At 67.8% G+C, this 19,348-nt stretch carries 15 protein-coding genes and 1 pseudogene; 6 read left to right on the top strand and 10 right to left on the bottom strand.

Annotated elements, in window-relative coordinates:
• Positions 1-99: 99 nt before the first annotated feature.
• From hslV to ASE88_RS10575, 3 genes and pseudogenes are all read right to left on the bottom strand, one after another.
• Positions 100-642 (bottom strand): ATP-dependent protease subunit HslV, encoded by a 543-nt coding sequence (gene hslV, locus ASE88_RS10585; protein ID WP_055875241.1) that lies wholly within the window; start codon positions 640-642, stop codon positions 100-102.
• 201 nt (positions 643-843) lie between these two features.
• Positions 844-1,071, bottom strand: a pseudogene (locus ASE88_RS10580) (3TM-type holin); the annotation flags it as partial.
• A gap of 92 nt (positions 1,072-1,163) precedes the next feature.
• Entirely contained in the window at positions 1,164-1,700 is a 537-nt protein-coding gene (locus tag ASE88_RS10575; protein ID WP_056479373.1) for a glycoside hydrolase family 108 protein, read from the bottom strand.
• A gap of 178 nt (positions 1,701-1,878) precedes the next feature.
• Here ASE88_RS10575 and ASE88_RS10570 point away from each other — a divergent pair, with 178 nt between their 5' ends.
• Genes ASE88_RS10570 through ASE88_RS10560 form a run of 3 tightly spaced genes read left to right on the top strand, consistent with a single transcriptional unit; the run spans position 1,879 to position 4,636 of the window.
• Positions 1,879-3,933 carry a carbon starvation CstA family protein gene (locus tag ASE88_RS10570; RefSeq protein ID WP_056477999.1) on the top strand — a complete coding sequence of 685 codons (2,055 nt, stop codon included), beginning with the start codon at positions 1,879-1,881 and terminating at the stop codon, positions 3,931-3,933.
• Positions 3,930-4,118, top strand: coding sequence for a YbdD/YjiX family protein (locus ASE88_RS10565; protein WP_056477997.1), 189 nt, complete (start codon positions 3,930-3,932; stop codon positions 4,116-4,118). Before ASE88_RS10570 ends, ASE88_RS10565 begins: the two co-directional genes overlap by 4 nt.
• Positions 4,109-4,636, top strand: coding sequence for a biliverdin-producing heme oxygenase (locus ASE88_RS10560; RefSeq protein ID WP_235525557.1), 528 nt, complete (start codon positions 4,109-4,111; stop codon positions 4,634-4,636). The genes ASE88_RS10565 and ASE88_RS10560 overlap by 10 nt, the downstream gene beginning before the upstream one ends.
• Before the next feature lie 2 nt (positions 4,637-4,638).
• On the opposite strand, the gene ASE88_RS10555 is transcribed toward ASE88_RS10560, so the two are convergent.
• Together ASE88_RS10555 and ASE88_RS10550 are read right to left on the bottom strand one after the other, a co-directional pair.
• Positions 4,639-4,941, bottom strand: a complete 303-nt coding sequence (locus ASE88_RS10555; RefSeq protein ID WP_055873460.1) for a polyhydroxyalkanoic acid system family protein — start codon at positions 4,939-4,941, stop codon at positions 4,639-4,641.
• An 11-nt stretch (positions 4,942-4,952) separates the two neighbouring features.
• Positions 4,953-5,372, bottom strand: coding sequence for a VOC family protein (locus ASE88_RS10550; RefSeq protein WP_056477995.1), 420 nt, complete (start codon positions 5,370-5,372; stop codon positions 4,953-4,955).
• A gap of 280 nt (positions 5,373-5,652) precedes the next feature.
• Here ASE88_RS10550 and lnt point away from each other — a divergent pair, with 280 nt between their 5' ends.
• Positions 5,653-7,212, top strand: coding sequence for an apolipoprotein N-acyltransferase (gene lnt, locus ASE88_RS10545; protein WP_056477993.1), 1,560 nt, complete (start codon positions 5,653-5,655; stop codon positions 7,210-7,212).
• A gap of 71 nt (positions 7,213-7,283) precedes the next feature.
• Complete coding sequence (gene metK, locus ASE88_RS10540) at positions 7,284-8,501, top strand: methionine adenosyltransferase (protein WP_056477991.1); 1,218 nt, start codon at positions 7,284-7,286, stop codon at positions 8,499-8,501.
• Positions 8,502-8,649: 148 nt separating this feature from the next.
• On the opposite strand, the gene ASE88_RS10535 is transcribed toward metK, so the two are convergent.
• Genes ASE88_RS10535 through ASE88_RS10520 form a run of 4 tightly spaced genes read right to left on the bottom strand, consistent with a single transcriptional unit; the run spans position 8,650 to position 16,574 of the window.
• On the bottom strand, positions 8,650-9,261 hold the full coding sequence (locus ASE88_RS10535; RefSeq protein ID WP_055873472.1) for a phosphatase PAP2 family protein: 612 nt from the start codon (positions 9,259-9,261) through the stop codon (positions 8,650-8,652).
• Positions 9,261-10,085, bottom strand: a complete 825-nt coding sequence (locus ASE88_RS10530) for a formate/nitrite transporter family protein (protein WP_056477989.1) — start codon at positions 10,083-10,085, stop codon at positions 9,261-9,263. The genes ASE88_RS10535 and ASE88_RS10530 overlap by 1 nt, the downstream gene beginning before the upstream one ends.
• Positions 10,086-10,137: 52 nt before the next feature.
• The gene (locus tag ASE88_RS10525) at positions 10,138-12,300 is read right to left on the bottom strand and encodes a glycosyltransferase (protein ID WP_056477987.1); all 2,163 of its coding nucleotides are present in this window, start codon (positions 12,298-12,300) and stop codon (positions 10,138-10,140) included.
• The gene (locus ASE88_RS10520) at positions 12,297-16,574 is read right to left on the bottom strand and encodes a glycosyltransferase (RefSeq protein WP_056477985.1); all 4,278 of its coding nucleotides are present in this window, start codon (positions 16,572-16,574) and stop codon (positions 12,297-12,299) included. Before ASE88_RS10520 ends, ASE88_RS10525 begins: the two co-directional genes overlap by 4 nt.
• Positions 16,575-16,726: 152 nt before the next feature.
• Here ASE88_RS10520 and ASE88_RS10515 point away from each other — a divergent pair, with 152 nt between their 5' ends.
• A complete protein-coding gene (locus tag ASE88_RS10515) occupies positions 16,727-18,055 on the top strand; it encodes a class I SAM-dependent methyltransferase (protein WP_056477983.1) in 1,329 nt (442 codons plus the stop codon).
• A gap of 26 nt (positions 18,056-18,081) precedes the next feature.
• Here ASE88_RS10515 and ASE88_RS10510 read toward each other — a convergent pair whose 3' ends face one another.
• Complete coding sequence (locus tag ASE88_RS10510; RefSeq protein WP_056479370.1) at positions 18,082-19,341, bottom strand: glycosyltransferase family 4 protein; 1,260 nt, start codon at positions 19,339-19,341, stop codon at positions 18,082-18,084.
• Between the last annotated feature and the right edge of the window lie 7 nt (positions 19,342-19,348).

Here is a 19,348-nt window from a genome sequence, read left to right as displayed (position 1 = left end):
GGGGGGGGGGGGGGGGGGGGGGGGGGTGGCCGCAACGGAAGGCGTGGGTGGGGTGTATGTCGGCCCCTCCCCTGACCCCTCCCGCAAGCGGGAGGGGAATTACGAGGTCGAGTCCATCGTTTCCACCGTGAGGCGGTCGTTGGTGTAGACGCAGAGTTCGGACGCGATGTGCATCGCCTTGCGGCACAGGACTTCCGCGTCGGTCTCGTACTCGACCAGCGCGCGGGCGGCGGCGAGCGCGTAGTTGCCGCCCGAGCCGATCGCGGCGACGCCGTTTTCGGGTTCGAGCACGTCGCCATTGCCCGTCAGGATCAGCGTCACGTCCTTGTCGGCGACGATCATCATCGCCTCGAGGTTGCGCAGGAACTTGTCGGTGCGCCAGTCCTTGGCGAGCTCGACCGCGGCGCGCAGGAGCTGGCCCTGATGCGCCTCCAGCTTGCGTTCGAGGCGTTCGAACAACGTGAAGGCGTCCGCGGTCGCGCCGGCGAACCCGCCGATGACCGAGCCGTCGCCGAGCCGGCGGACTTTGCGCGCATTGGGTTTCATGACGGTCTGGCCCATCGAGACCTGGCCATCGCCGATCACGACGACCTTGCCGCCGCGGCGGACCGAGAGGATGGTGGTGCCGTGCCAGGTCGGCATGGCGTGGGGGTCGTTGCTCATGCCAGCGATGTAGGGTGCGGTTTCGGGGGTGCAACGCCCCGGCCCGTCTCTTCCCCCGCCTCATCCTTCGTCATTCCCGCGCAGGCGGGGATCCAGACTGGCGACCATGTCGCGTCGCCGCCGAGGTCAGCCAGTATGGGTTCCCGCCTGCGCGGGAATTACGCGGGGCGGGAGGCGGGGTTAGCGCCCCTTCCCCCATTCGCGCGCCAGCGTGTAGCCGAGATAGCCCGTGCCGAAGAGCGCGTAGAGCGGTTCGGGGATCGCGTTGAGATAGGCCGCCATGCCCGCGGCGATCGCCTGCGCGGTCTGCGGGCGGACCGCGGCGATCAGGCCGGCCGGGATCGCGCCGAGCAGCAGCGTGTACATCACGTAGAGAAAGGTCGGGCGGGCGCGGGTGATCCAGGGATCTTGTGCTGGATCAAGGGGTTGCGGGGTCATCGGGCGTCTCCGGCAAAAGTGAAGTTCACAAAGTTCACACGCTGCGCGCGTCTCCGCCCAGGTCAAATACGGTTGGCGAGCCAGCCATAGAGGAAGGCCTCGTTGGCGGGACGCGTCTCGGCGAGCGCGACATAGCGTTCGCCCTGCAGCGCCTCGATCGCCTTCAGCAGCACGGTTTCGCCGCCGGGTTTGCGACGCGCGAGGAACGCGTCGAGCGCGGTGCGTGTCGCTGGGCCGATGCGACCGTCGAGGATCATGTCGGGATAGTCGGTGGCGCCGCGGTTGAGCGCGTTGAGCGCGCGCTGGAGGAAGGTGGCGGCGACCGCCGGCCCCATGTTGACGCCGGTATCGAAGAGTTCCTCGGCGATCCTGGGCGCGCGCGCGGCGATCTGGTCGAAGCCGGGGCGGGTCCAGTAGAGACGTCGATAGATCGCTTCGGCCTGCGCGCGGGGAAAGGCGCGCATGGCTCCGACATAGCCGTTGGCGCGGGCGACGACCTGCGTGATGCCGTAGCAGGTGGGGCCGCCGCGGTCTGCGGCGTGGTCGGCGTAGCCGCCTTCGCGGTCGATGACGGCGTCGATGAGGAAGTCGATTGTCATGAGCATGATCCCGCGCTGTTGGGCGCACAGAGAACCATATAGGTTCGTTGTAGGACAGGGATTTTCCGACCCGCCTTCTCGCGCGGGCAAGAGCGATGCCACGCAAGGGATCGGGGCTAGCGCTCGGTCGCCGAATACGCGATGTCGCACGGACGGACCGCACGGGAGAGCGAACGCAATGACACTACGCGAGAAGATCGGTTGGGGCGCGCTTGCCTTGCTCGGCGCCTGCGCGTTGGCCGTGGTCGCATTCCAACGTGGCGAGCCTGTCAACGCGTTGTGGATCGTCACCGCCGCGGTCTCGGTGCAGCTGATCGCCTACCGTTTCTACGCGCGCTACATCGCGCGGCACGTCATGCAGCTCGATCCGTCGCGCAAGACCCCGGCGCTTCGCCGTGCCGACGGGCTCGACTATGTCGCGACCGACCGCAACGTCCTGTTCGGCCACCATTTCGCCGCCATCGCCGGCGCAGGGCCGCTCGTGGGACCCGTGCTTGCCGCGCAGATGGGCTATCTCCCGGGGACGCTCTGGATCCTCGCCGGCGTCGTGCTGGCGGGTGCGGTGCAGGATTTCATGATCCTGTTCATCTCGATGCGCCGCGACGGGCGATCGCTCGGTGAGCTGATCCGCATGGAGATGGGCGCGATCCCCGGCGTGATCGCGCTGGTCGGCGCGTTCGCGATCATGGTCATCATCCTCGCCGTGCTCGCGCTGATCGTGGTCCGCGCGCTCGCGGGCAGCCCGTGGGGGCTGTTCACGGTGGCCGCGACGATCCCGCTGGCGTTCCTGATGGGGATCTACACGCGCTGGATCCGGCCGGGGAAGGTCGGCGAAGTCTCCGTGCTCGGCGTCATCGGGCTGCTCGCCGCGATCGTCTATGGCGGCACCGTCGCCGCCTCGCCGACGCTCGCGCCGCTGTTCACGCTGACGCCGGTGCAGCTGTGCGTGCTGATGGTCGGCTATGGCGCGGTCGCCTCCGTGCTGCCGGTGTGGCTGCTGCTGGCGCCGCGCGATTATCTTTCGACCTTCCTCAAGATCGGCGCGATCGTCGCGCTGGCGATCGGCATCGCGGTCGTCGCGCCGCCGCTGCGGATGCCCGCGCTCACCCCGTTCATCGACGGCAGCGGCCCGGTCTGGTCGGGCGGGCTGTTCCCGTTCCTGTTCATCACGATCGCGTGCGGCGCCGTCTCGGGCTTCCACGCGCTGATCGCCAGCGGCACCACGCCGAAACTGATCGCCAGCGAAGGCGACGCGCAGTTCATCGGCTATGGCGCGATGCTGATGGAAAGCTTCGTCGCGATCATGGCGCTGGTCGGCGCGTCGATCCTCGATCCCGGTGTCTATTTCGCGATGAACAGCCCGGCGGCGGTGGTCGGCACCGACTTCGCCTCGGCGGCGAGCGCGGTCACCGCGATGGGCTTCCCGATCACGCCCGAGCTGCTCGCGCAGACCGCCAAGGACGTCGGTGAAACGACGATCGTCTCGCGGACGGGCGGCGCACCGACGCTCGCGGTGGCGATGTCGGAGATCTTCAGCCACCTGGTCGGCGGGCAGGCGATGAAAGCGTTCTGGTATCACTTCGCGATCCTGTTCGAGGCGCTGTTCATCCTGACCGCGGTCGATGCCGGCACGCGCGCGGGGCGATTCATGCTGCAGGACCTGATCGGCCTTGCGGTGCCATCGTTCCGCAATGCATCGGCGATCGTGCCGGGGCTGATCGCGACCGCGCTGTGCGTCACCGCCTGGGGTTTCTTCCTGTACCAGGGCGTCACCGATCCGCTCGGCGGGGTGAACACGCTGTGGCCGCTGTTCGGGATCTCGAACCAGATGCTCGCCGCGGTCGCGCTGGTGCTGGCGACGGTCGTGCTGTTCCGGATGAAGCGCCAGCGTTACGCGTGGGTGACGATCCTGCCCGCCGCGTGGCTGTGCCTGTGCACGATCACCGCCGGGCTGATGAAGCTGTTCGCGAGCGATCCGAAGGTCGGCTTCCTCGCGCATGCGGCCAAGTTCTCCGACGCGGCGGCGCGCCGCGAGCTGCTCGCGCCCGCCAAGACGATGGCGGAGATGCAGCGGATCATCTTCAACGACCGGATCGACGCGGGGCTGTGCGCGCTGTTCCTGGCGGTGGTGCTGTCGATCGTGGTCTTCGGGATCCGCACCTGCCTCGCGGCGCTGAAGATCGACCGGCCGACGGTGACCGAAGTGCCGCCACAGCTGGTGGCCGCGAAATGATCCGCGCCTTCTATGCCAAGGCGCGTGAGACTGCGCTGCTGATGGTCGGCGTGCCGTCTTATGCCGCCTACCGCCAGCACATGGCGGAGCGGCACCCCGATCACGCGCCGATGGACGAACTTACGTTCTTCCGCGATCGGCAGGAGGCGCGGTACGGGAGCAAGGGCGGGGGGCGGTGCTGTTGACCAGGTCGGGCACCAATGTCGCCCGGCTGCGGGCGGCGACGGCGAGCGATCACGATGCGGTCGATGCGGGGTTCGGGCGGTACGACCTGACCGATCCGCGCGAGTATCGCGCGTTCCTGATCGCGCATGCCAGGGCGCTGCCAGCGGTCGAGGCGTGGCTGCGGCGCATTTCGGGCCTGCCCGCGTTTCGGGATCGGGCGGACCTGCTCGCGGCCGATCTGACGGCGCTCGGCGAGGCGATGCCCGCGCCGATGACGTTCGATCCCCTGCGCAGCGCCGCCGCCGGATGGGGCGCGATGTATGTGGTCGAGGGCTCGCGGCTGGGCGGCATCATGCTGTCGCGCACCGTCCCGGCGGGGATGCCGTCGGCCTATCTCGGTGCAAAGCACCTGCCCGGCGAGTGGCGCGAATTGCTCGCGGCCATCGATGCGCAATCTGCCGACGACGCGTGGATCGCGGCAGCGATCGCCGGGGCGAAGGCGGCGTTCGATCTCTACGGACGCGCGCCCTCGGCCTGAGCTCAGCGCAGGAGCTTGGGCGCTTCCTTGCCGATATACTCCTGGATCTTGCTGGCGAAGAGCCCGAGGATCCCGGGCAGGTCGACCACCGCATGGACGTTGGTTTCATAGACCGTGACCGCGCTGGCGATCGTCTGGCCCATCGCCTTGGCGGTGAAATGCAGCGTGTCGCCCTCCCAGCGGTGATCGGTCACCGAGCCGCCGGGGATGCTCGCGCTGATCTTGTCGATTCCGCCATCGAGCCGGGCGCGGACTGCGGCCTTGCCGAGCGTGTGGGGGATGTCGACGGTGACGGGCGTGGCCATAATTCTGATCCTTAACTGGCGAAGAGCATGTCGTCGTGGGCGAACGCCTTGAACTCGAGCGCGTTGCCCGAGGGGTCGCAAAAGAACATCGTCGCCTGCTCGCCGGGCTGGCCCTTGAAGCGGATATAGGGCGCGATCCCGAACGAGACGCCGGCGGCGGTGACGCGTTCGGACAACGCGGTCCAGTCGTCCATCGTCAGGACGACGCCGAAATGCGGCACGGGGACGGCATGGCCATCGACCGCGTTGGCGACCGCGACAGGCTTGGCGGCAGGATCGAGATGCGCGACGATCTGGTGGCCGAACAGGTCGAAGTCGATCCAGTGGTCGCTCGAGCGCCCTTCCGGACAGCCGAGCGTGCGGCCGTAGAAGGTGCGGGCCGCGTCGAGGTCGTGGACCGGGAAGGCGAGGTGGAAGGGGCGCAGGGTCATGAGGGCGACGATAGGTCGGGAACGCGGGTTCGTCACGCTTTTGCGGTAATGCGCCTTTCGCGGGGAGGCAGGCTTTAGGCGGATAACCGCGTCCCCTTCATACCACCCCGGCGGAGGCCGGGGCCCAATTGGGGAGCGGCGCAAACTCCGGGCTGCGCTTCGTTACTGCGACCTCTCCGATTGGGCCCCGGCCTCCGCCGGGGTGGTGCAAGGTGGCGGGCGATCGTCCGATCCCGGCTAAGATATTGCCCGCTCCCCCCCGCCACGTCATAGCGCCCGCGTGACCCGTTTTTCCGCCCCCGCCTACCCCGCCCTCGCCTGCATCCTCCTTGGCGCGCTCGCCGCGACGGGGTTCGCTCCGCTCGACCTCTGGCCGCTGACGCTGGTCGCGTTCGCGGTGTGGATGATGCTCGTCCACCGCGCGGCGACGTTGCGGGGCGCGCTCTGGCGCGGCTGGCTGTTCGGGCTCGGGCATTTCACCGTCAACAACAACTGGTTCCAGCACGCGTTCGACTTTCAGGACGCGATGCCGCCGGTGCTCGGCTATTTCGCCGCGGTCGGGCTCGCTCTGTACCTCGCGCTTTTCCCGATGCTGGCGGGCGCGCTGGCATGGCGGATCGCGCGGCGACCCGGCACGCCGGACGCGACCTATGTGCTGGTCTTCGCCGCCGCGTGGATCGCCACCGAATGGCTGCGCGCGACGCTGTTCACCGGCTATGCCTGGGATCCCCTGAGCATCGTCTGGCTGCCCGCGATCGGCGTCGCGCGGCTGTCGGCGTGGATCGGCACCTATGCGCTGTCGGGCGTGACCGTGCTGGCGGCGGGGGCGCTGGCGATGCTCGCGCTGCGCCGCTGGATGCTGCCCGCGATCGTGCTACCCGTGCTGGCCCTCGCGGCGCTGTCCGCGCTGTGGACCGATGCGCCACCGCCGGCCCCCGGCACGCCGCTGGTGCGCGTGGTCCAGCCCGACATCGGCCAGGAGGACCGCAGCGAAACCGATGGCGAACGCGTCCTCTCCGCGCTCGAAAAGCTCTCCGGCGCCGATGATCGCGGGACCGGCGCGCCGCCGCGCCTCGTCGTCTGGCCCGAGGGGGTCGTGCGCGACTATGTCGAGGACGGGTATCCCTTCTATGCCTATGGCTGGTCGAGCCCGCTCTACCTGCGCCGCCGCATGGCGCGGCTGCTGGGGCCGCAGGACATATTGCTGATCGGCGGCACCGCGCTGGAATTCAACGCCAAGGATCAGATATCCGGTGCCGCTAATTCGGTGTTCGCGCTCGACGCGCAGGCGCGGTTGCGCGGGCGGTACGACAAGGCGCATCTCGTGCCGTATGGCGAATACCTCCCGATGCCGTGGCTGCTGAAGCCACTCGGGCTCGCGCGGCTCGTCCCCGGCGACATCGACTTCACCTCGGGCAAGGGCCCGGCGAACCTGACGCTGCCCGGCTTCGGCGCGATCGGGATGCAGGTCTGCTACGAGATCATCTTCTCGGGCGAGGTCGTCGACCGCGCGCACCGCCCGCGCATCCTGTTCAACCCGTCCAACGACGCGTGGTTCGGCAAATGGGGCCCGCCGCAGCACCTCGCCCAGGCGCGGATGCGCGCGATCGAGGAAGGGCTGCCCATCCTGCGCGCCACCCCGACGGGCATTTCGGCGATCATCGCCGCCGATGGCCACCTCGTCGCGACCATCCCGCACGAGACCGCGGGCGCGATCGAGCAGCCGATGCCGTCCGCTCTCCCCCCGACGCTGTTCTCGCGCGTCGGGAATGCGATGGCCGCGATCGTTGCCGCGATCATGCTCGCAACCGCAGTTGCCCTGCGCCGCCGCCAGCGCTAGAAGGACATATAAAGCTTTCCTTATATGTCGCTCCCCGGCCCTCTACCGGTGAGCCTTTGCGAAGAGGTTTCATGCGCAAGTCCTTTCTCTTCACCTCCGAGTCGGTCTCCGAAGGTCATCCCGACAAGGTCGCCGACCAGATCAGCGACACGATCGTCGACCTGTTCCTCGCCAAGGATCCGCAGGCGCGCATCGCCTGCGAGACGCTGACGACCACGCAGCTCGTCGTTCTGGCCGGCGAGATCCGCGGCAAGGGCATCTACGAGAACGACCAGTGGGCCGATGGCGTGCTGGAAGAGATCGAGGCGGCCGTCCGCAACACCGTCAAGGAAATCGGCTACGCGCAGACCGGCTTCCACTGGGAGACGTTCCGCTTCGAGAACAACCTCCACGGCCAGTCCGCGCACATCGCGATGGGCGTCGACGAGAGCGGCAACAAGGATGAGGGCGCTGGCGACCAGGGCATCATGTTCGGTTACGCCACCGACGAGACCCCCGGCCTGATGCCTGCGACGCTGTATTACAGCCACAAGATCCTCGCCAGGATGGCCGAAGACCGCCATTCCGGCGCAGCGCCGTTCCTCGAGCCCGACGCCAAGAGCCAGGTGACGCTATCGTACGAGAACGAAGTGCCGGTCGGCGCGACCGCACTCGTCGTCTCGACTCAGCACGCGCCGGGCTATTGCGAGAAGGGCGACAACGCCGATCCCGCCAAGTACGCCGTGCTGCGTGACTATGTCATGGGCGTGTTCAAGGACGTGCTGCCCGACGGCTTCATTACCGACGCGACCGCGATCTACATCAACCCGACCGGCCAGTTCGAGATCGGTGGCCCCGATGGCGACGCAGGCGTTACCGGGCGTAAGATCATCGTCGACACGTACGGCGGCGCGGCACCGCATGGCGGCGGCGCGTTCTCGGGCAAGGATCCGACGAAGGTCGATCGTTCGGCAGCCTATGTCGCACGCTATCTGGCGAAGAACGTCGTCGCTGCCGGCCTCGCCCGTCGCTGCACGATCCAGCTGAGCTACGCGATCGGCATCGCCGAGCCGCTGTCGGTCTATGTCGACACGCACGGCACCGGCACCGTCGAGGAAGCCAAGCTCGAGGCGGTCCTGCCGAAGCTCGTTCGCCTGACGCCGAAGGGCATCCGCGAGCACCTCAAGCTCAACGCCCCGATCTACAAGAAGACCGCGGCCTATGGCCATTTCGGTCGCGATCCCGAGGGTGACACGTTCACCTGGGAAAAGACCGACCTGGTCGACGCGCTGAAGGCCGCCGTCGCCTGATCGCCGTCATCCTCCTCCGCAAGGGGAGGATCGCAGACGTAAGGAGCCTCGTCCGAACCATCGGGCGAGGCTTTTTCGTGCACCATAGCGATCACCAGCAGCCTCGCTTCGACGCGCTCCATGCGGTCTTTGACGCGCCTCCTGTCCGTCAGCCGGTCTTGAGGACGCTGCCGACCTGATGCTCGACGACCGGCGCGACCCGGTCGAACACCGCGCTGACGAGCGCCTCCGCAATCCAGCCGACGGCCGCGCCGACGACGAGATCGGACAGATAATGCTTGCCGTTGATCGGTTGGGCGGCGGCGACCATCCCGGTGATGACGGCGGCCGGGGCCCCTGCCCCGCCAATGTCACGCGAGACTGCGCGCGCGACCGCGACCGCGCCGGCGGTATGGCCCGACGGGAACGAGGTCTGTGCGTGATCGTGGCTGTCGCCGGGCTCGAACTTCGCCTCGCCGTCCTCGATCGCCTTTTCGGGGCGCGTGCGGTCGACCGAGCGCTTGATCGCGGATTTGACGAAGGTCGCCGCGCCGTGCGCCGCAAGCATCCTCAGGCCGCCGCGGATCATGTCGGGCCGGCGTGCGATCATGCCGATGACCGCGGTGCCGATCGATGTCGCGACGAGTTGCGGCTGATCGCCGATCTCGGCGAGGAATCCGACCGCCTTGACGGCCGGTCGGTCGCGCTGTTCGGCGGCCTTCAGCGTCACATCGCGATCCGCCGCCACGACCGTCTTGGTGGCGCGTTCGATCTCACCCATCAGCTCTCGTCCTGCCCGTTCATCTCACCACGCACCTGCGCATGCGCCAACAACGCGAACAACCCCGCACCGCCCAACAGGTTGCCCAGCACCGCAGGCAGGATCAGTTCGCCGAGCGTCTGCACGACACCGGTCTTGCCGGCGAACAGCAGCAGCCACGCCTCCGCAGACCCGACGATCGAATGACTGAACCCGCTAATCGCAACGACATAGGTGACCGCCAGGATGACGAGGAACGATTGTTCCCGCGCATTGGGCAGCAACCAGGCAAGAATCGCGATCATGAACCCGGCGGGGATCGCGTTGACGAACGTCGCGCCGGCCGACAATTCGGTGATCCCGACCGAGACCGCGAGCATCGCGGTCCTCAGTTCGCTGTCGCCGAGCAGGCCCGCCGCGATCATCGCGGCCGCCAGCGCGGTGCCGAGCAGGTTGGCGCCGAGCACGATCGTCCAGAGCCGCAGCGTGCGCCGCATCGCCCAACGCGACGGCCGCGTGACCAGCGGCAGCATCGCGGTGATCGTGCTCTCGGTGAATAGCTGCATCCGCCCCAGGATCACGACGAGAAATCCGATCGGATAGCCGAACGACACGACGAGCGACCGCCACGCCGTGTCGGGCAGCGCGGCGTGGAGCGCGCCCTCGGCAATCAGCGAGCTCGCGATCGCCATGCCCGCCGCGAGGCCGGAGAAGAACAGCGACGAGAAGGGCCGGTCGAGCTCGTCCTGCCCTTCCTCGCGGACCGCGCGGTGCAGATCCTGCGCATCGGCGGCCTTGAGGTCGTCGATATCATCCTGCGGCGGGGTGGAGTCGGGTTTGGCCATTACGCCAGTGTAACGGCTTGCCGGCGGTTTGGCTCCCATCCGATGCGTCGCGTCACGCGTCGGACTTCGTCACGCGCCAGGGATCGACGCGGGCGGAGCGGTCGATGAACGCAAGCACCTCGCTCGCCCCCGGCTCGCGCAGGCCGTCGAACGGCGCGCCGCCAAGCGCCCATTGCGGATTGATCCCCGGATCGACGGTCAGCGCCTCGCCCCAGCTGGCGTAGAGATCGGCGAGCTCGGCATCGTCCCACGCCACCTCGTCCTCGGTCCGGGTCCGTCCGCGCGTCTTCGATTCATGGTGGATCAGCTCGATCTGCGGGCAATAGCGCACGCGGTAGCCCGCGGCGCGCGCGCGCAGGCAGACGTCGATGTCGTTATAGGCGATCGGCAGCCGCGCGCAGTCGAACCCGCCAATCTCCGCAAGGACGACGCGGCGCATCGCGAGGAAGGCGCCGGTCACCGCTGCCGCGTCATGCTGCGTGACGTAGCGCCCGCCGGGGCCCGGATCGTCGAACGCGGCGTGCCGTCCCTCGTGCAACGGCAGGCCTTCGCCCGCGCCGAGCACGATGCCCGCGTGCTGGACGGTCAGGTCGGGATACAGGAGACGCGCGCCGACGATGCCCGTTTCCGGATCGCGCAGCAGCCCGTCCAGCGCGCTGTCCCACCCTTGCGTCAGCATCACGACGTCGTTGTTGGCGAACAGCAGCAGGTCGCAGTCCGCCACGCGGGGGTCGGCGATCCCGAGCATGTTGGCGCGCGACCAGTTGAACGGCTCGTCCATGACGACAACGGCGTGCCCCGGCCGCGTTGCACGGTCGTCGAGCAGCGTATGCGTCGCCGCCTGCCGGCTGCGGTTGTCGACGATCACGATGACGATCCGGTCGGGGGCGTCGGCAGTGGCGAGCAGGCTGTCGATCGCCTCGGCGAGCATCGTTGCCCCGTCGCGGGTCGGCACGATAACCGCGATCCGCGACCGACGCCCGTCGCGGTCGGCGTCGCGATCGCGGTCGATGCTGGGGCCGGGGCTGCGGTCGGTGCTGCGGTCGGGGCTGCGGTCGGGGCTGCGCGCAGGCACGGACGGCGCCTCGGCACGGTCGAGCAGCGAGGCGAGGATGCGGGGGACATGCGCGACCGCCGATCGCGACCGCGCGGCGCCAATCATCGCCGCGCGCAGGTCCGCGCCCGGCTGCGTCATGGACAGGCTCGCCATGCCATCGCCGCGCATCGCGACCAGCGGCGGCGGCACGGCAGCCCGCAGATGCGGATCGTCGACGGCGTACAGCACCGGATCGGCATGCCGCTGCCCGCGCACCCAATGGCGTTTGGCGCGATCGTGATCGCAGGTGATCGCCGCCGCCCCGGTCCGTGCGGCGGCATAGCGCAGCCACGCCAGCGCATGCGGATGCAGGATCGTCCCCGCATCGATGCTGACCGTCATTCCGGCCTGCGCGTCGCGCGTTGCCGCGAACCCGATCCGAGGGTCGGTGATGGCCATGCTGGCGACCGGATGGTCGACGATCCCGGCGGCGCGAACGAGATGCGCCTGCCACGACGGATCGGACTGGTCGAGCAACGCGGTCAACGTCGCGCGGACCGACGACGGCGTCGCCTCTCCGCAATCGACCATCAACGTGATCGACGGCATGATCGACGGGGCGGCCTCGATCGGGAGCGGTGGCGGCGGCTGGACCGCGACATCCGACCGGAACCGGTCATAGGCCGCCATCGGATAGGCCGAGGTGCCGATCCACGCGCGCAGCGCACCGTTCGCATCGGCGAGCGCCTCGGCAACCGCATCCAGCCTAGCCCACATCGCCTGGCGGTCGATCGTCGGCAGGGGTATATGATCGCGCGCGCCGAGGTGGACGAGTTCGCGCAAAGCCGGGTCGAGCGTCGGATCGAGCCGCAGCGCCTGCGCATACGCCATCACCGCGGCCGCACGATCGCCCTGCATCTTGAGCAGATGGCCGAGCTGGAGATGCGTATCGGCATTGCCCCGATCGATCGCCAGCGCGCGCCGATAGGCGTCGCCCGCCGCCTGGATCCCGCCCGATTCCTTCAGCGCATGACCGAGTTGCACCCACAGCCCGGCGTTACGCGGCTGGAGCCGGACGACCGCGCGATACGCGTCCGCGGCCGCCAGCCAGTTGCGGCGATCGCGCGCGGCATCGGCGCGGGCGATCAGGTCTTCGGCCTCCCGATCGGTCGCGATCACGACACCAGCACGGGCGCAGCGAGGACGTCGCCGGCGGACGCCGTCCGCGGATCATCCACGGCACCCGATCGCGGTGCGATCCGGTCGGTCAGTCGATCGACGAACGCGGCCATCGTGAACATCGACTCATACACCGCGCGCGCCGGTCCGCGGACTGCTTCGCGCAGGCCGCGATCCTCGATCAGCTCGGCCAGCAGCACCGCAAGATCGGCCGCGCGTTCGGTCGGGAAGACAAAGCCCGACACCTCATGCTCGATATAATCCGAGGTGCCGGTGCTGTCGCTGCACACGATCGTCTTGCCCAACGCCAGCGCGTCGGAGGCAACCAGCGGCAATGGATCGTCACGCGACGGGACCAGCACGATATCCATGTCGGCCAGGCAATACCAATAATCGGGATGCCCCTTCTCACCGCGAAAATGCAGCCCCGGCTGATCTTTCCAGGTGCGGCGGACCTTGTCCTGGAAGTCGGGATCGTGGTCGCGGCCGAAGAAATTGAGCTCGGCCTTCTTGCGCGTCCGCGGATCGAGCATCGCGAACGCCTGCGCGGCGATATCCTGCCCCTTGCGCGGTTCGAACGAGCCGAACACGCCGATCCGCACGACGTCCGACCGCGCGGGCACGGGGTAGAGTCCGCTCGGATCGGCAATCCCGGTCTCCAGCAGTCGCGCGCTGGCGCCGTGCTTGCGCAGGAACGTCGCGGTGCGCGTGCTGACCGCAAGAATGTCCCGCGCCGACTGGAGCACGTCGCGGAAGCCGTCGACGTCGCGGACCATCTCGTCGATCAGCCCGGATTCGTGGATGTACCAGCGCACCTCGGTCTCGTCGTCGAGCTGTTTCACCGCGCGCCAGCCGATCACGGTGTTGACGATGACGGTGTCGAAGTTGCGCGCGAAGTCGTGGAAGCTCGCATGGCCGGTCAGCGCAAGCGCGTCGATGATCACCGGAATATCGGCATCGGTCAGGCGCGTGCGCATCGGTCCGTCGGTCGGACAGGTGACGACGACGAACGCGCCTGATTGCTTGAGCGCGATCGCCATGTCCGCGGCGACCCGCGGCGCGCCGCTGTTGGTCAGATCGTGCGACACGATCAGGATGTCGGGGCCCGTGCCGGTATAGGCGGCCTTGGCCGGATAGACGCGGTAGGGCTCCTGCGAATCGACGTAACTGATCCCGCTCATCGTCGACGGAAAATACGGGTCGTCGGCCATCAGCGTGGGGAAGCGCTTGAGCAGGAAGATATCCGCCTTGCTGCGTTTCCAGCTTGATCCCTTGGGCAGTTCGACATCGTTGCCGATCGATGCATGGCCGATATGGATCAGCTCGGCATGCGGCGTATAGACCAGCCGGTAGCCGGCCTCGCGAATGCGCAGGCTGAGATCGACGTCCGAATGCGCGATGCCGACATTGACCGCGTCCCATCCGCCCAGCGTCCGGAACAGGCTGGTCGGCATGGCGCAACACGCGCCGCACATCAGCCCGACTTCGCGGGTCGACTGCGCCAGGTTGAAATGCGTCGACGTGTTGCGCGGAAACGCATGGAACGTCGTCCCCGTCAGCCGACGAAGCCCGACCGCCATGCCGGCATATTGGATGCGGCCATTCTCGTAGAGCAGCTTGGGACTGACGCCGCCGACGCCGGGCCGGACGAGCTGTTCCAGCAGCGCCTCGATCCAGTCGGGCGTGAGGACCAGCACGTCGTCGTTGTGGAACACGACATAGTCGCCGCGCGCGACTGCGGCGCCGGCGTTGCACTTGGCCGAGAAATTATAGGGCGCGTCGAAGATCGCGAACCGGATGCGCGCGCCGTCGAGCCATTCGCGACACTGCGCCGCGGTCCGCGAATTGGTGACGATGATGATCTCGTACCGGTCATAGGCGGTCCATGCGACGATCGACATCACCGCCTGCGCGATATGCGCGGCATTGTCGGACGGGATGATGATCGAGACGAGCTGATCGAACAGCGCATAGTTCGCGCGCGGCCGGTTCGAGGCGGGTAGTGCGACCGCACGCCCCTTCCAGCCGCGTCGATCCATCGCCGCCTGGACCGCGCCGATATTGGTCCGGCGCGCCTCGGGCTTGCCACCGCTGGCGGCGGACCCGTCGATCATCCGCCAGCCGTACAGCACCTCGCGGACATGATGGACGTTCGGCTCGGTTTCCGAGATGCGCAGCGCGAGATCATAGTCCTGCGAAAAGTCGTAGGCGCTGCGAAAGCCACCGACCGAGCGCACCAGCGCCGTCCGGTAGACCGACAAATGTCCGGTATACATCACCGACAACAGCAGCGCCGGGCTCCAGTCGGGCTTGGTCAGCAACTCGTCGGGCTCGTCGTCGATGCCGATCTTGCACTCGTCGCTATAGAGCCAATCGGTCTCGGGGGCGGTGTCGATCCGCGCGGCGATGATCTCGAGCGCATCGACCGTCAGCATGTCGTCATGGTCGAACAGCGCGACATAATCGCCGGTGGCGAGTTCGAGCGCGCGGTTGGTCGCGTCGGCGATCCCGCCATTGCGCCGCGAGGTCGCGAACGTGATCCGCGGATCGGCCGCGCAGAACCGCTTGATGACATCGGTCAGCGCGCTGCGGCGCGAACAATCGTCGACGATGCACAATTCCCAATTGGCATAGGTCTGCGCGAGAACCGACAGGATCGCGCGTTCGAGATAGACGACCGGCGAGCGATAGACCGGCAGCAGGACGGAGATCTTGGCGCCGTCCTTCACCATCCCGACACGGTCGTGATCGAGCCTGAAACGGCGCGCCAGATCGAGCTGGCGTGTCCGATAGCGTTCGAGCAGGCCGAGCGGCGGGAAACGCTCCCCGTCGCCACGCGCGACATCGTGCAGCGGCAGGACGCCGAACATCGCCACCGCCTCGGTCGCGTTGGCAACCGTCGCGTCGCGCAGATCGCCGATCGCCGCGTCGAACAGGATAGGCTCGCGGCGCAACAATTCGAGCTTTGCCATCGCGTAGCGGTCCGCCGAGCGATCGTCGTCGCCGATCGCGCTGTACCCGGCCAGGCGCTGCATCACCCGGCTCGCGGCGACGATCCGCTCGTCGGCGGACGGTGAGGGAAGCGGCTGCAACGGCGGCGGGCGGACGCCGAAGTCTTCGGGCTGGAGCTGATCGAAGGTGGCGCAGGCCAACGCCTGATCGCGGCCGATGAAATGCGCGTACAGCTCGAGCGCGCTTTCGCCGCCGACCGGCGAACCACCAAAGGTTTCGAGGACCCGACCGGACTGGAAGCCCGCGATCGGTGCGACGCCGTGCGCATCGCCATTATCAAGGTAATGGATGAAAGCGTTGCCCGCCGGATCCAGATCGGGAGTCAGGTCGCGATAGCTTCGTGCATCGAACAACGGCGTCGGCGAGACATCGCGCCGGGTCGCCTCCGCCAGATACTGGACGATCGGGATCGCGCTGCCGCGTTCGCCGTCAGATGCCGTGGCAGACGAGGTCTGACGGTACCACTCGCCGCTGAACAGCGGATGCGGATCGAGCCCGCTCGGCCCCCCGACCTTGAGAAAATGGTCGAGCGGATTGGCGCCGAGCGGCAGGCCATTCTCGACCTGCGCCACATAGAAGCGACTGTCGAACAGGCGGTGCGGCTCATTGCCTTCCGCTGCGCCGACGGACGCATAATGCTGCGCGGCATCCATGCCGGCGGGAATGGCATAGCGCTGCCGGTACCACGCCTCGTCGAACAGCCCGGTCGTACCGATGGCGTCGCCGAGCGCCGCGGCGGACTCGTCGCCGTCGCTGGGCACGTCGACGGACTTGCCCGCGGTCAGCCCGACCGGATCGCGTGTCGGGTCGGCGAAGAACACGCCGCGCGCGACCGCAATATCGTCCGCGAGGTTCGGATCGGCGAGTTCGGTCGCGGCATCGACATTGGCGTCGATATCGTGCGCGACGACATAGGCAAAGCACGCCGCCGCCTGCTGGCCGCGCATCTTGTGCAGATGCCCGATGTTGACGAGGAGATCGGAATTGCGCGGATCGAGCTTGTAGGCCGCGTGATAGGCCGCCATCGACGCATCGAAGTCGCGCATCTCCTTCAGCGCGTGGCCCGCTTGCACCCAGATCGCGAAGTCGCCCGGAAAGCTGTCGAGATGCCGGCGATAGGCATCGATCGCCCCGGTCCAGTCGCGCGCATCGCGCAACGCGTCCCCCGCGATCCGATCCGCCGATCTTTCCTGGGAGCCCGCCCCTGCCTGCGTGGCTACGCCCATCAGCCGCCCAAAGCCCGCGCGGAAGAAGTTGCTCATCGGTTTCTCTTGTTTGGGTGCTCGTGACGCGGCGTACTATACGATCAAGACCGCGCAAGGATAGGATCGACGGGTGTACAGGTCGTACAATTTGCCGGTAATGTTCCGCAAAACGAGTGACGCGTTCGTGCTTGCTCGCTACGGCTTGAGCGATGCAGAGCCCGAATTCTACGCTGTCCGGCGAAATAAATCTCAGCCCGTTCGATTTCTGGCCGTCGCGCGCCAGCCGGATACAGGGGCTTGGCGGCAGCGAACCCTCAGACGATCCCGCATATGTCTTCCATACGCGCTACGTCCCGATGGACAGCAGCACGGTACGTTGTGCGCTCATCTTCACGGGACTGACCGCGACGATGGGCTCGGTGGTGTTTCGCGTCAACGCGCTGCCGGTGGACGGATCGCGCCCCGCCGAGACGATCAAGACCTGGTCGATCGCGGTGAAGGAGATCGTCGCGGGCGGCGGCACGACACGGGTAAGCTTCGATGCGGTCGACGGCATGCAATATGCCCTACTCGGGCATCTCTATACCGAGACCGACGCCGCCGCCGAAGCGTTCACGCTCCAGCTCGACGCCACGGTGCGCCAGCCGCATTTCGAGCAGCAGGTCGAGGCGGCACGCAAGTCGATCTTTGGGCAGCGCGTGTTCCGCCGCGCGTCGCGCCTGCTCGCGCCGGGCAAGGCGACGCTCGCCGATCCGGTGTCGCAGACCTGCACCGCGACGCAGTTCAACGAGCCCGCTTATGATCAGTGGCTCGAACGACTAAAGCTGGCGAAGCACCGCCACCGCAAACAGTGGGAGTTCGTCTATATTCTGCAGGCGCTCGAACGCTACGGGATGCTCAAGGCAGGCGCGCGCGGCCTGGGCTTCGGCGTCGGCGTCGAACCGCTGCCGGCGGCAATGGCGGCGATGGGCTGTTCGGTCGTCGCGACCGATCTCGCAGGGGACGACGAACGCAGTCGCGACTGGTCGCTCACCAACCAGCATAGCGACGGGCTCGACCAGCTCCGCTATCCCGACATCTGCGCGAACGACGTCTTCGACCGGAACGTCGCGTTCCGCGTCGCCGACATGAACCTGATTCCCAGCGACCTGCGCGGGTTCGATTTCACCTGGTCGTCCTGCGCGTACGAGCATCTCGGATCGATCGAGGCCGGGCTCGATTTTGTCCGCAACGCGGTCCAGTGCCTCAACCCCGGCGGGCTCGCGGTGCATACGACCGAACTCAATCTGACCTCGAACGATGCGACGATCGACAGCGGCGGCACCGTCCTGTTCCGGCGCCGCGATTTCGAACGGCTCGCGGTCGATCTCGTCTCGCGCGGGCATTTCGTCGCGCAGATCAAATACGACCTCGGCGACACGCAGCAGGACGCCTATGTCGACGTACCGCCCTATTCGGACGACAATCATCTGAAGCTCGCGCTCGGCCAGTATGTCACGACCTCGTTCGGGATCATCATCCGCCGCGGCGACACCTGACCGGACGCCTGCCGATCCGGTGGGCGTCAGCGGGTCATCGCAGCGACCGCATCGATGGTCGCCTCGACCACGTCGAGATGATGATGCCACGTGACGGGCCGCCACCGCGTCATGCGGGCGATCTGCGCGGCGCGGCGCGGTGACTGCGGCACCGAATAGTCGATGATCGCCGCCAGCCAGCCCAGCCCGTCAAGCGGATCGAGATACTCGGGCGAATCGCCGCCGACTTCGCGCAGCGCGGCGATATCGCTGCAGATCACCGGCAGCCCGGCGGCGAGCGCCTCGCTGACCGGCATCCCGAATCCTTCGGCGAACGATGGCAGCAGCAACGCCTGCGCACCGCCGAGCAGCGCCTGCATCTGGCGATCGGACATGTTCGACGCTTCGATCACGTGGCCCGACAGCGCGGCGCACCGTTCGATCATGTCGATCGCGTTCTCGTTTTCCCACCCACGCCGGCCGATCAGGACCAGCTTCGGAGCGGCCGCCCCCAGCTTCTCCGCCAGCCGGCGCCAGACATTGAGCAGCAGCAGATGGTTCTTGCGCGGCTCGATCGTCGCGACGCAGACGAAATACGTACCGTCCGGGATTTGCGATGTCGTCGGCTGAAGATCGACCGGATCGGTACCGAGATGCGCGACGCGGATGACGCGGTCGGTCCGCGCGGCGGTCAGGTGCGCGGTGACCGCGTCGACCGTCGCCGCCGAATTGCCGATGATCCCGCTGGCATGCTGGTCGATCGTCCGCATGACCTTCAGATGCCGCGTCTGGCCGTCGGCGCGCGCGAATTCGGGATGCGTGAGCGGGATGACGTCGTGGATCAGCGCGATCAGCCGCGCGCGCTCGCGCTTGAGGATCGCGGCGACGAGATCGGTATCCTCGAGATGATGGTGCGAGGCCTGGAGATAGATGCGCTGGCGGTCCGCGGTCGGCACCGGCCGCGGTCGCAGCGCCAGCAGATGCCGGTTGGCGGCGGCGCGCACCGCATGCGGATCGAGCACGTCGCGATTTTGCCACCGGGCATCGGTGAAGCTGAGAAACTGGCGCACCGCACCGACCGGCAGCCGCCCGTAATAGCCGCCGGCCGGATGGACCGCGGCAAAGGCAAGCCGGTCCGGAAGGCGGTTGAGCAACTCGCGCGCATAGATAAACTCGACGCGGTCGATCCCGGTCGGCGTAAGGTGGTAGGATCGGCTGAGCAACCGCGAGAGATCGAACACGACCTCGGCGTCGATGGTCGGGCGCCCCCCCAGCCACCGCGGGACGAGCGTCCGCGTGAGCAGCATCGGGGCG

This window comes from Sphingomonas sp. Leaf38 (genome assembly GCF_001421825.1).
In the GTDB taxonomy this organism is placed as follows: domain Bacteria; phylum Pseudomonadota; class Alphaproteobacteria; order Sphingomonadales; family Sphingomonadaceae; genus Sphingomonas.
This window is presented reverse-complemented; position numbering and strand designations above follow the sequence as displayed.